General features: G+C 63.6%; 9 protein-coding genes and 1 tRNA gene. All 10 read left to right on the top strand.

What is annotated here, in order from left to right:
- The coding region (locus ACFO0J_RS13630; RefSeq protein WP_080265453.1) for an EF-Tu C-terminal domain-related protein at positions 1–67 on the top strand (67 nt) is incomplete at its 5' end.
- Positions 68–155: 88 nt separating this feature from the next.
- A tRNA-Trp gene (locus tag ACFO0J_RS13625) sits at positions 156–231 on the top strand.
- 40 nt (positions 232–271) lie between these two features.
- Complete coding sequence (gene secE / locus ACFO0J_RS13620; protein WP_376813639.1) at positions 272–652, top strand: preprotein translocase subunit SecE; 381 nt, start codon at positions 272–274, stop codon at positions 650–652.
- Between the two features lie 14 nt (positions 653–666).
- Positions 667–1,200 (top strand): transcription termination/antitermination protein NusG, encoded by a 534-nt coding sequence (gene nusG, locus ACFO0J_RS13615; RefSeq protein WP_376813638.1) that lies wholly within the window; start codon positions 667–669, stop codon positions 1,198–1,200.
- A gap of 143 nt (positions 1,201–1,343) precedes the next feature.
- Positions 1,344–1,778, top strand: coding sequence for a 50S ribosomal protein L11 (rplK, locus tag ACFO0J_RS13610; RefSeq protein WP_376813637.1), 435 nt, complete (start codon positions 1,344–1,346; stop codon positions 1,776–1,778).
- Between the two features lie 2 nt (positions 1,779–1,780).
- A complete protein-coding gene (rplA, locus tag ACFO0J_RS13605; RefSeq protein WP_376813636.1) occupies positions 1,781–2,476 on the top strand; it encodes a 50S ribosomal protein L1 in 696 nt (231 codons plus the stop codon).
- Positions 2,477–2,703: 227 nt separating this feature from the next.
- Positions 2,704–3,228 (top strand): 50S ribosomal protein L10, encoded by a 525-nt coding sequence (rplJ, locus tag ACFO0J_RS13600; protein ID WP_376813635.1) that lies wholly within the window; start codon positions 2,704–2,706, stop codon positions 3,226–3,228.
- A gap of 76 nt (positions 3,229–3,304) precedes the next feature.
- The gene (rplL, locus tag ACFO0J_RS13595; RefSeq protein WP_376813634.1) at positions 3,305–3,685 is read left to right on the top strand and encodes a 50S ribosomal protein L7/L12; all 381 of its coding nucleotides are present in this window, start codon (positions 3,305–3,307) and stop codon (positions 3,683–3,685) included.
- A gap of 205 nt (positions 3,686–3,890) precedes the next feature.
- Positions 3,891–8,003 carry a DNA-directed RNA polymerase subunit beta gene (gene rpoB, locus ACFO0J_RS13590; RefSeq protein WP_376813633.1) on the top strand — a complete coding sequence of 1,371 codons (4,113 nt, stop codon included), beginning with the start codon at positions 3,891–3,893 and terminating at the stop codon, positions 8,001–8,003.
- Positions 8,003–12,265 (top strand): DNA-directed RNA polymerase subunit beta', encoded by a 4,263-nt coding sequence (gene rpoC / locus ACFO0J_RS13585; protein WP_376813632.1) that lies wholly within the window; start codon positions 8,003–8,005, stop codon positions 12,263–12,265. Before rpoB ends, rpoC begins: the two co-directional genes overlap by 1 nt.
- Positions 12,266–12,396 lie beyond the last annotated feature (131 nt).

The raw sequence follows: 12,396 nt of genomic DNA, 5'->3' as shown, positions 1-12,396 counted from the left end.
GCGCTTCGCCATCCGCGAAGGCGGTCGTACCGTGGGCGCCGGCGTCGTCGCCAAAATCATCAAGTAATTCTGTAGTACAATGGTGGGCTGGTCAGGCCGCCCACCGATGTTTTCAAAAAACGGGGGTGCGGCAGCGCCACCGTTTTTCGAGGTTTAGGGGTATAGCTCAATTGGCAGAGCGTCGGTCTCCAAAACCGAAGGTTGAGGGTTCGATTCCTTCTGCCCCTGCCACCGATCTCATTGCCGCAGCAGCGGCGTCGAACACCCGTATATGTCTCACCAGAACGTAGAAACCGTCAGCCGCGCCGCCGAACGCATCAAGCTCGGCCTGGCCGTGCTTGTGATCGTTGCGGGTATCGTGGCGTATTCGGCCCTTGTGAATCAGCCGGGCTATGTGCGCGTAGGCGCCTTCGTGGCAGGCTTGATCCTGGCCGCACTCATCGTCTGGTTCAGCGACACCGGCCGGCGTACTTTCGCCTTCGGTCGCGAAGCCTACAACGAGACGCGCCGCGTCGTCTGGCCTACGCGCCAGGAAACCACGCGGATGACCGCGATCGTGTTCGCCTTCGTGCTGGCCATGGGCGCTCTGCTGTGGATCGCCGACAAGCTGCTGGGCTGGGTCATTTATGGCCTGCTGCTGGGCTGGAACTAAGGAACAAAAACCGCATGAGCAAGCGCTGGTACGTCGTCCATGTCTATTCGGGCATGGAAAAAAGCGTCCATAAGGCCCTGGTCGAACGCATCGAGCGCGCCGGGCTGCAGGACGCCTTCGGCCGCATTCTCGTGCCTTCCGAAGAAGTCGTCGAAATCAAGGACGGCCGCAAGTCGATTTCCGAGCGTCGTATTTTCCCGGGCTACGTCCTGGTCGAAATGGACCTCACCGATGAAACCTGGCACCTGGTGAAAAGCACCAACCGCGTCACGGGATTCCTCGGCGGCTCCGGCAACCGCCCTGCGCCCATCTCCGAAAAGGAAGTCGAAAAGATCCTTTCCCAGATGGAAGAAGGCGTCGAAAAGCCGCGTCCCAAGGTCCTCTTCGAGATCGGCGAAACCGTCCGCGTCAAGGAAGGTCCGTTTGCAGACTTCAACGGCAACGTCGAAGAAGTCAACTACGAAAAAAGCAAGGTCCGCGTGTCGGTCACGATCTTTGGTCGCGCCACCCCGGTCGAACTGGATTTCGGTCAGGTCGAAAAGGTCTGATAGTTTTACCGCCAGGCCGCCCTTAGGTAAAACGCGGCCCCCTTGGGGGGCAGCAAACCGAAGGTGCAGCGTGGGGGCGTTATTAACCACCCGGGGAGCCGATCCCATCAGGTATCGGCGCATGTACCCGACAGGAGCATCGCATGGCGAAGAAAATCGTCGGCTTCATCAAGCTGCAAGTGCCAGCTGGTAAGGCCAACCCCTCCCCCCCGATCGGTCCGGCGCTGGGTCAGCGCGGTCTGAACATCATGGAATTCTGCAAGGCGTTCAACGCCAAGACCCAGGGTCTGGAACCCGGTCTGCCGATCCCCGTGGTGATCACCGCTTTCGCCGACAAGAGCTTCACGTTCATCATGAAGACTCCGCCGGCCACGATCCTGATCAAGAAGGCCTCCGGCGTCCAAAAGGGCTCCGCAACCCCGAACTCGGCCAAGGTCGGCACGCTGACGCGCGCCCAGGCCGAAGAAATCGCCAAGACCAAGCAGCCTGACCTGACGGCCGCCGACCTGGACGCCGCCGTGCGTACCATCGCCGGTAGCGCCCGCAGCATGGGCATCGACGTGGAAGGAGTCGTCTGATCATGGCTAAGCTGAGCAAACGCGTTGCCGCCATTGCGGCCAAGATCGATCGCACCAAGCTGTATCCCGTGGCCGAAGCCATCACGCTGGTCAAGGAAACCGCCACGGCCAAGTTCGATGAGTCCATCGACGTCGCCGTGCAACTGGGCATCGACCCCAAGAAGTCCGACCAACTGGTCCGCGGCTCCGTGGTGCTGCCCGCCGGTACCGGCAAGAGCGTGCGTGTCGCCGTCTTCGCCCAGGGCGAAAAGGCTGATGCCGCCAAGGCCGCCGGCGCCGACATCGTCGGTCTGGACGATCTGGCCGCCAGCATCAAGGCCGGCAACATCGACTTCGACGTGGTCATCGCCTCGCCCGACACGATGCGTGTCGTCGGCGCCCTGGGCCAGGTCCTGGGCCCCCGTGGCCTGATGCCGAACCCCAAGGTCGGCACCGTGACCCCCGACGTCGTCACCGCCGTCAAGAACGCCAAGGCAGGTCAGGTGCAGTATCGCACCGACAAGGCGGGGATCATCCACGCCACCATCGGTCGCGCGTCCTTCGACGTCGAAAAGCTGCAGACCAACCTGGCTGCGCTGATCGATGCCCTGAACAAGGCCCGCCCCGCGGCGGCCAAGGGTATCTACCTGCGCAAGGTCGCCGTGTCCTCCACCATGGGTGGCGGTGCACGTGTCGAATTGGCATCGCTGACCGCCTGAGGCGGCCGGCCAACAGAACTTTGGGCTGTGCCCGATCCTGGATCGGGCGCCGCTGTCAAAGACCGCTGGAGCCGAACGCCACCTGGCGTGACGCTTAATCCCGGGTTGTCTCACCGGATCCAGCGTAGACGGCGCCCAGGAAGAATTCATTCATGAACTCGACCAGGCGCGCCGCATTCGGTTGATGCCGGGGGTTTCCCCGGCGTCGTTAGATGGAGTGTTCAACCATGAGTCTCAATCGCCAAGAAAAGGCGGTGGTCATCGAGGAAGTCTCGGCCGAAGTCGGTCGCGCCCAATCGATCATCGTCGCTGAGTACCGTGGTCTGGACGTCGCCTCCGTAACCGTATTGCGCAAGACTGCGCGTGAATCGGGCGTGTACCTGCGCGTGTTGAAAAACACGCTGGTGCGCCGCGCGCTGGCCGGCACCCCCTTCGAGGGTCTGTCCGCTCAGCTCACCGGTCCGTTGATCTATGGGATCAGCGCCGATCCGGTGGCGGCCGCCAAAGTGCTGGCCGATTTCGCGAAAAGCAATGACAAGCTGGTCATCACAGGCGGGGCTCTGCCCAACAGCCTGCTGAACCAGGATGGCGTCAAGGCCCTGGCCACCATGCCGTCCCGCGACGAATTGCTGTCGAAGCTGCTGGGCACCATGCAGGCGCCCATCGCTCAGTTTGTGCGTACGCTCAACGAAGTGCCCACGAAGTTCGTGCGCGGCCTGGCGGCCGTCCGCGATCAGAAGCAAGCTGCTTAAGCGGCTTGCCGGCATCCCTTCGTTGTTGGAAGCGACAACCAAACCTGGCTTATTCAATTAATTTGGAGTTCTAAAAATGGCAACTAAAGCTGAAATCCTGGACGCGATCGCCGCCATGAGCGTGCTCGAACTGTCCGAGCTGATCAAGGAAATGGAAGACAAGTTCGGCGTGTCCGCTGCTGCGGCCGCTGTCGCCGTGGCTGCTGCCCCGGCCGCCGGCGGCGCTGCCGCCGCTGCTGAAGAGCAGACCGAGTTCACGGTCGTCCTGGCCGAAGTCGGCGCCAACAAGGTCAACGTCATCAAGGCCGTGCGCGAAATCACCGGCCTGGGTCTGAAGGAAGCCAAGGACCTGGTCGACGGCGCTCCGAAGCCCGTCAAGGAAGGCGCGGACAAGGCGACCGCCGAAGACGCCAAGAAGAAGCTGGAAGAAGCCGGCGCCAAGGTCGAACTCAAGTAAGACCTTACTGCCGCGCCCGGGAAGCCCGGGGAAGCGACGAACCCCTGTTTCAGGCCCGTTCGACGCTTTCCAAAGCCTCCCGGGCTTTTGCGTTTCCAGAAAACCCGTGTTCGATGCCTCGCCGCATCAGACCGAGCCGGGTTTTCCGGAGTCGTAAACCCTGGCCGTGGTTGACGGCCTAAGCAACCCTCGAGTCGGAGTGCTCATGCCTTATTCGTACACCGAAAAGAAGCGCATACGCAAAAGCTTCGCCAAGCGCGAGGACGTCCAGGACGTTCCTTACCTGCTGGCGACGCAACTGCAATCTTTCAAAACCTTCCTGCAATCCGACGTCACCGCGTCCAAACGCAAGGAAGAAGGACTGCAGGCGGCCTTCAATTCGATATTTCCAATCGTCAGCCACAATCAGATGGCGCGTTTGGAGTTTGTCAGCTACGTGCTGGGCACCCCGGTGTTTGACGTCAAGGAATGTCAGCAGCGTGGCCTGACCTTCGCGTCGCCGCTGCGCGCCAAGGTGCGCCTGGTGCTGATGGACCGCGAGGTCAGCAAGCCCACCGTCAAGGAAGTCAAGGAGCAGGAAGTCTACATGGGCGAAATTCCGCTCATGACGGACACCGGTTCTTTCGTCATCAATGGCACGGAACGTGTCATCGTGTCCCAGCTGCACCGTTCGCCCGGCGTGTTCTTCGAGCATGACCGCGGCAAGACCCACAGCTCGGGCAAGCTGCTGTTCTCCGCGCGCGTGATTCCCTACCGCGGTTCGTGGCTGGACTTCGAGTTCGACCCCAAGGACATCCTGTTCTTCCGCATCGACCGTCGCCGCAAGATGGCCGTGACGATCCTGCTGAAGGCGCTGGGCATGACCCCGGAAGCCATCCTGGCCTATTTCTCCAGCTTCGACCACATCGCCCTCCACCAGGAAGGCGGCATGCTCGAATTCGTGCCCGAGCGCTGGAAGGGCGAAGTCGCCCGCTTTGACATCGCCGACAAGAAGGGCAATGTCATCGTCGAAAAAGACAAGCGTATCAATGCCAAGCACCTGCGCGACCTGACCGCCGCCAAGGTCGACCACATCTCGGTGCCCGAGGACTTCCTGCTGGGCCGCGTCCTGGCCAAGAACGTCGTCAGCCCGGATACCGGCGAAGTCCTGGCCCAGGCCAACGACGAGATCACCGAATCCCTGCTGGCGGAATTCCGCGCAGCCGGCATCCGCGACATCGAGACGCTCTACATCAACGAGCTGAACGAAGGCGCCTACATCTCGCAGACCCTGCGCACCGACGACACCGCCGACCAGATGGCCGCGCGCGTGGCGATCTACCGCATGATGCGCCCCGGCGAGCCGCCCACCGAGGAAGCCGTCGAGGCCCTGTTCCAGCGCCTGTTCTACTCCGAAGAAACCTACGACCTGTCGCGCGTCGGCCGGATGAAGGTCAACAGCCGCCTGGGCCGCGACGCCGGCAACACCGGCCCGCTGACCCTGACCGACGAGGACATCCTCGACACCATCAAGCTGCTGGTGGAACTGCGCAACGGCCGTGGCCAGATCGACGACATCGATCACCTGGGCAACCGCCGCGTGCGCTGCGTGGGCGAACTGGCCGAGAACCAGTTCCGCGCCGGCCTGGTGCGCGTCGAGCGCGCCGTCAAGGAACGCCTGGGCCAGGCCGAAACCGAAAACCTGATGCCGCACGACTTGATCAATTCCAAGCCGATCTCGGCCGCGATCAAGGAATTCTTCGGTTCCAGCCAGTTGTCCCAGTTCATGGACCAGACCAACCCGCTGTCGGAAATCACGCACAAGCGGCGTGTCTCCGCCCTGGGACCGGGCGGTCTGACGCGCGAGCGCGCCGGCTTCGAAGTCCGCGACGTGCATCCGACCCACTACGGCCGCGTCTGCCCGATCGAAACGCCGGAAGGCCCGAACATCGGCCTGATCAACTCGCTGGCGCTGTATGCGCGCCTGAACGAGTACGGCTTCCTGGAAACGCCCTACCGCAAGATCATCGACGGCAAGGTCTCCGACCAGATCGAATACCTGTCGGCCATCGAAGAAAGCAAGTACGTCATCGCCCAGGCCAACGCGGTGCTGGACGAAGAAGGCCGTTTTTCCGATGACCTGGTCGCCTGCCGCGAGGCCGGTGAAACCATGCTGACCGCGCCGGCCAACGTGCACTACATGGACGTGGCCCCGTCGCAGATCGTGTCGGTCGCCGCTTCGCTGATTCCCTTCCTGGAACACGACGACGCCAACCGGGCGCTGATGGGCGCCAACATGCAGCGCCAGGCCGTGCCCTGCCTGCGGCCCGAAAAGCCGCTGGTCGGCACCGGCGTCGAGCGCACCGTGGCGGTGGACTCGGGTACGACCGTGCAGGCCGTGCGGGGCGGGATCGTGGACTTCATCGACGCCGAGCGTGTCGTGATCCGTGTGAACGATGATGAAAACGTCGCCGGCGAAGTCGGCGTGGACATCTACAACCTGAAGAAGTACACCCGTTCCAACCAGAACACCAACATCAACCAGCGGCCCATCGTGTCGCGCGGTGATCTGGTGGCGCGCGGCGACGTGCTGGCCGACGGCGCTTCCAGCGACCTGGGCGAACTGGCCCTGGGGCAGAACATGCTGATCGCGTTCATGCCCTGGAACGGCTACAACTTCGAGGACTCGGTGCTGATCTCCGAGCGCGTCGTCGCCGACGACCGCTACACGTCGATCCACATCGAAGAGCTGACCGTGGTCGCCCGCGACACCAAGCTCGGACCCGAGGAAATCACGCGCGACATCTCCAACCTGGCCGAAATCCAGCTCAACCGTCTGGATGACTCCGGGATCGTGCACATCGGCGCCGAAGTGCGCGCCGACGACGTGCTGGTCGGCAAGGTCACGCCCAAGGGCGAAACCCAGCTGACGCCGGAAGAAAAGCTGCTGCGCGCGATCTTCGGTGAAAAAGCCTCCGACGTGAAGGACACCTCGCTGCGCGTGCCCTCCGGCATGGTCGGCACCGTCATCGACGTGCAGGTCTTCACCCGCGAAGGCATCGAGCGCGACAAGCGCGCCCAGTCCATCATCGACGATGAGCTGCGCCGCTACCGCCAGGACCTGAACGACCAGTTGCGCATCGTCGAGAACGACGCGTTCGACCGTCTGCGCAAGAACCTGATCGGCAAGACCGCCAACGGCGGCCCGCGCAAGCTGGTCAAGAACACCGACCTGGCGGCCGAGTACCTGGATGACCTGGACCGCTGGCAGTGGTTCGACATCCGCCTGGCCGACGAAGAAGCCGCCGTCACCCTGGAACAGGTCAAGGACGCGCTGGAGCAGAAGCGCCACCAGTTCGATCTGGCCTTCGAGGAAAAGCGCAAGAAGCTCACGCAGGGCGACGAGCTGCCCCCGGGCGTGCTGAAGATGATCAAGGTCTACCTGGCCGTCAAGCGTCGTCTGCAGCCGGGCGACAAGATGGCCGGCCGCCACGGCAACAAGGGCGTGGTCTCGCGCATCACCCCGGTCGAAGACATGCCGCACATGGCCGACGGCACCCCCGTGGACATCGTGTTGAACCCGCTGGGCGTGCCTTCGCGGATGAACATCGGCCAGGTGCTGGAAGTCCACCTGGGCTGGGCCGCCAAGGGCCTGGGCCAGCGTGTCGCCGACATGCTCGACGAAGAACGCGGCACCCAGGTCAAGGCCGTGCGCAAGACGCTGGACACCATCTACAACTCGTGCGGCGGTTCGGTGAAGCTGGATCAGCTCACCGACGACGAAGTGCTGACGATGGCGAACAACCTGCGCCGTGGCGTGCCCCTGGCCACGCCGGTGTTCGACGGCGCGGCCGAGGAAGACATCACCCGCATGCTGGAAATCGCCTACCCGGATGAAGTCGCCGAGCGCCTGAAGCTCACCAGCGGCCGCACCCAGGCCTGGCTGACCGACGGCCGCACCGGCGAGCAGTTCGAGCGTCCCGTGACCGTGGGCTACATGCACTTCCTGAAGCTGCACCACCTGGTGGACGACAAGATGCACGCCCGTTCCACCGGTCCGTACTCCCTGGTGACCCAGCAGCCGCTGGGCGGCAAGGCCCAGTTCGGCGGCCAGCGTTTCGGGGAAATGGAAGTCTGGGCTCTGGAAGCCTACGGCGCCTCCTACACCCTGCAGGAAATGCTGACGGTGAAGTCCGACGACATCACCGGCCGGACCAAGGTCTACGAGAACATCGTCAAGGGTGATCACGTGATCGACGCGGGCATGCCCGAATCGTTCAACGTGCTGGTCAAGGAAATTCGATCCCTGTCCCTGGACATGGATCTGGAGCGTAAATAATGAAAGCGCTACTCGATCTCTTCAAGCAAGTCTCCCAGGACGAGCAATTCGATGCCATCAAGATCGGCATCGCATCGCCGGAAAAGATCCGTTCGTGGTCCTTCGGCGAAGTCCGCAAGCCCGAGACCATCAACTATCGCACCTTCAAGCCCGAACGCGACGGCCTGTTCTGCGCCAAGATCTTCGGCCCGATCAAGGACTACGAGTGCTTGTGCGGCAAGTACAAGCGCCTGAAGCACCGTGGCGTGATCTGCGAGAAGTGCGGCGTCGAAGTCACCGTCGCCAAGGTGCGCCGCGAGCGCATGGGCCACATCGAACTGGCCAGCCCGGTCGCGCACATCTGGTTCCTGAAGTCCCTGCCCTCCCGTCTGGGCATGGTGCTGGACATGACGCTGCGCGACATCGAGCGCGTGCTGTACTTTGAAGCCTGGTGCGTGATCGAACCGGGCATGACGCCGCTCAAGCGCGGCCAGATCATGTCCGACGACGACTACCTGGCCAAGACCGAGGAATACGGCGACGACTTCCACGCCCTGATGGGCGCCGAGGCCGTGCGTGAACTGCTGCGCAACATCGACATCGATTCCGAAGTCGAAAAGCTGCGGGCCGAACTCAAGGCCACCGGTTCCGATGCCAAGATCAAGAAGATCTCCAAGCGCCTGAAGGTCCTGGAAGGCTTCCAGAAGTCCGGCATCAAGCCCGACTGGATGATCATGGAAGTGCTGCCGGTGCTGCCGCCGGACCTGCGTCCGCTGGTGCCGCTGGACGGCGGGCGCTTTGCCACGTCCGACCTGAACGACCTGTACCGCCGCGTCATCAACCGCAACAACCGCCTGAAGCGCCTGCTGGAACTGAAGGCTCCGGACATCATCCTGCGCAACGAAAAACGCATGCTGCAGGAAGCCGTCGATTCGTTGCTGGACAACGGCCGTCGCGGCAAGGCCATGACCGGCGCCAACAAGCGCCAGCTCAAGTCCCTGGCCGACATGATCAAGGGCAAGAGCGGCCGCTTCCGTCAGAACCTGCTGGGCAAGCGCGTCGACTACTCCGGCCGTTCCGTGATCGTGGTGGGTCCGCAACTGCGCCTGCACCAGTGCGGCCTGCCCAAGCTGATGGCGCTGGAACTGTTCAAGCCCTTCATCTTCAACCGTCTGGAAATGATGGGTCTGGCGACCACCATCAAGGCGGCCAAGAAGCTGGTCGAGAGCCAGGAACCGGTGGTCTGGGACATCCTGGAAGAAGTCATCCGCGAACACCCGGTGATGCTCAACCGCGCGCCGACGCTGCACCGCCTGGGCATCCAGGCCTTCGAACCGCAACTGATCGAAGGCAAGGCCATCCAGCTGCACCCGCTGGTCTGCGCGGCCTTCAACGCCGACTTCGACGGCGACCAGATGGCCGTGCACGTGCCCCTGTCGCTGGAAGCCCAGTTGGAAGCCCGCACCCTGATGCTGGCCTCCAACAACGTCCTGTTCCCGGCCAACGGCGAACCCGCCATCGTGCCGTCCCAGGACATCGTGCTGGGCCTGTACTACGCCACGCGTGAGCGCGTCAACGGCAAGGGCGAAGGCATGTTCCTGGCCGACCTGGCCGAGGTCCAGCGCGCCTACGACAACCACGAGGTCGAGCTGCAGACGCGCATCACGACCCGCCTGCCGGAATACGTCAAGGACGAGGACGGCGGCTGGAAGCCTGTCATCGGCCGTTTCGAGACCACCGTGGGCCGCGCGCTGCTGTCCGAGATCCTGCCCCAGGGCCTGCCCTTCTCGGTGCTGAACAAGGCGCTGAAGAAGAAGGAAATCTCGCGCCTGATCAATATGTCGTACCGTCGCTGCGGCCTGCGCGCCACGGTGATCTTCGCCGACAAGCTGATGCAGTCGGGCTTCCGCCTGGCCACGCGCGGCGGCGTCTCGATCGCCATGGGCGACATGGTCGTGCCCGACGTCAAGAACGAAATCCTGGCCCAGGCCTCCAAAGAGGTCAAGGAAATCGACAAGCAGTATTCCTCCGGTCTGGTCACGTCCCAAGAGCGCTACAACAACGTGGTGGACATCTGGGGCAAGGCCGGCGACCGCGTCGGCAAGGCCATGATGGAACAGCTCTCCACCGAGCCGGTCATCGACCGTCACGGCAAGGAAGCCCGCCAGGAATCGTTCAACTCCATCTACATGATGGCCGACTCCGGCGCCCGGGGTTCCGCCGCCCAGATCCGCCAGTTGGCGGGGATGCGCGGCCTGATGGCCAAGCCGGACGGCTCCATCATCGAAACCCCCATCACGGCGAACTTCCGTGAAGGCCTGAACGTGCTGCAGTACTTCATCTCGACGCACGGCGCGCGTAAAGGCCTGGCCGACACCGCCCTGAAGACCGCCAACTCGGGTTACCTGACCCGCCGTCTGGTGGACGTGACCCAGGATCTGGTGATCACCGAAGACGATTGCGGCACCACCCACGGCTACGTGATGAAGGCCCTGGTCGAAGGCGGTGAAGTCATCGAACCGCTGCGCGACCGCGTGCTGGGCCGTGTGGCGGCGCTGGACGTCGTCAATCCCGACACCCAGGAAACCGTGATCCCGGCCGGCACCCTGCTGGACGAAGGCCTGGTCGAACTGATCGACGAAGTGGGCGTGGACGAAGTCAAGATCCGCACCCCGCTCACCTGCGAAACCCGCCATGGTCTGTGCGCGCACTGCTATGGCCGCGACCTGGGCCGGGGCTACCTGGTCAGCAAGGGCGAGGCCGTCGGCGTCATCGCCGCCCAGTCCATCGGCGAACCCGGCACGCAGCTCACGATGCGGACCTTCCACATCGGGGGCGCCGCCTCGCGTTCGGCCATGGCCAGCTCGATCGAAACCAAGTCCGCCGGTTCGGTGGGCTTCGCCATCGGCCTGCGCTACCTGACCAACGCCAAGGGCGACCGCATCGCCGTGTCCCGCTCCGGTGAAATCGTCATTTATGACGACAACCGCCGCGAACGCGAACGCCACAAGGTGCCGTACGGCGCCACCATCGCCGTGGGCGACAGTGACGTGGTCAAGGCCGGCACCAAGCTGGCCACCTGGGATCCGCTGACGCGCCCCATCGTGTCCGAATACGCCGGCACGATCCGCTTCGCCAACATCGAAGAAGGCGTCACGGTGGCCCGTCAGGTCGACGAGATCACCGGCCTGTCCACGCTGGTCGTGATCACGCCCAAGACGCGCGGCACCAAGGGCGCCGCCGCCCGCCCGCAGATCCTGCTGCTCGACGAGCAGGGCCAGGAAATCAAGGTGGCCGGCACCGATCACGCGGTGGCGATCTCGCTGCCCGTGGGCGCGCTGATCACCGTGCGCGACGGCCAGGCCGTGGGCGTGGGCGACTTCCTCGCCCGGATTCCGCAGGAATCCCAGAAGACCCGCGACATTACCGGCGGTCTGCCGCGCGTGGCCGAGCTGTTCGAAGCCCGTTCGCCCAAGGACGCCGGCATGCTGGCCGAAGTCACCGGCACGGTCTCCTTCGGCAAGGACACCAAGGGCAAGCAGCGCCTGGTCATCACCGACATGGACGGCGTCAGCCACGAGTTCCTGATTTCCAAGGAAAAGCAGGTGCTGGTGCACGACGGCCAGGTGGTCAACAAGGGCGAACTGATCGTCGACGGTCCGGCCGACCCGCACGATATCCTGCGCCTGCAGGGCATCGAGCCGCTGGCCTCCTACATCGTCAACGAGGTCCAGGACGTCTACCGTCTGCAGGGCGTGAAGATCAACGACAAGCACATCGAAGTGATCGTGCGCCAGATGCTGCGTCGCGTGAACATCAGCAACTCCGGCGACACCAGCTTCATCACCGGTGAGCAGGTCGAGCGCTCCGAACTGCTGAACGAAAACGACCGCATGGATGCCGAAGGCAAGATCCCGGCCACGTACGACAACGTGCTGCTGGGCATCACCAAGGCGTCCCTGTCGACGGATTCGTTCATCTCGGCGGCGTCCTTCCAGGAAACCACCCGCGTGCTGACCGAGGCTGCCATCATGGGCAAGCGCGACGAGCTGCGCGGCCTGAAGGAAAACGTCATCGTGGGCCGTCTGATCCCGGCCGGCACGGGCATGTCTTACCACATCGCCCGCCACGACAAGGAAATCTTCGAGGCCGCCGAGCGCGCTGCCGCCCGCGAGCTGGCAAATCCGTTCGGGGAACCGTCGGAAATGGCCCACGTGGGCTCGGACGAAGCGGATCCGGACGCCGCCGGCGCGGCCGACGGCGAGGGTTCGAGCGAGGAATAAGGACTTCGTCTTCTGAAGTTCTGATCAGCGGGACGCTTCTTCGGAGGCGTCCCGTTTTTTTTTTTGCCGCCGGGCCGCCCCAAGGCAAAAAGCGCCCCCTCGGGGGCAGCAAGCGAGCGAAGCGAGTGTAG

Origin of the sequence: Castellaniella hirudinis, assembly GCF_042651965.1 — a bacterium.
Lineage (GTDB): Bacteria > Pseudomonadota > Gammaproteobacteria > Burkholderiales > Burkholderiaceae_B > Castellaniella > Castellaniella hirudinis.
Note: the sequence above shows the minus strand (reverse complement) of the source record. Positions and strands in the feature narration are given on the sequence as shown.

What these genes read in the sequence shown, in the direction of transcription:
- rpoC (WP_376813632.1), top strand. Translation starts at nt 8,003, where the DNA reads ATGAAAGCGCTACTCGATCTCTTCAAGCAAGTCTCCCAGGACGAGCAA.
- nusG (WP_376813638.1), top strand. Translation starts at nt 667, where the DNA reads ATGAGCAAGCGCTGGTACGTCGTCCATGTCTATTCGGGCATGGAAAAA.
- secE (WP_376813639.1), top strand. Translation starts at nt 272, where the DNA reads ATGTCTCACCAGAACGTAGAAACCGTCAGCCGCGCCGCCGAACGCATC.
- rpoB (WP_376813633.1), top strand. Translation starts at nt 3,891, where the DNA reads ATGCCTTATTCGTACACCGAAAAGAAGCGCATACGCAAAAGCTTCGCC.
- rplK (WP_376813637.1), top strand. Translation starts at nt 1,344, where the DNA reads ATGGCGAAGAAAATCGTCGGCTTCATCAAGCTGCAAGTGCCAGCTGGT.
- rplL (WP_376813634.1), top strand. Translation starts at nt 3,305, where the DNA reads ATGGCAACTAAAGCTGAAATCCTGGACGCGATCGCCGCCATGAGCGTG.
- rplJ (WP_376813635.1), top strand. Translation starts at nt 2,704, where the DNA reads ATGAGTCTCAATCGCCAAGAAAAGGCGGTGGTCATCGAGGAAGTCTCG.
- rplA (WP_376813636.1), top strand. Translation starts at nt 1,781, where the DNA reads ATGGCTAAGCTGAGCAAACGCGTTGCCGCCATTGCGGCCAAGATCGAT.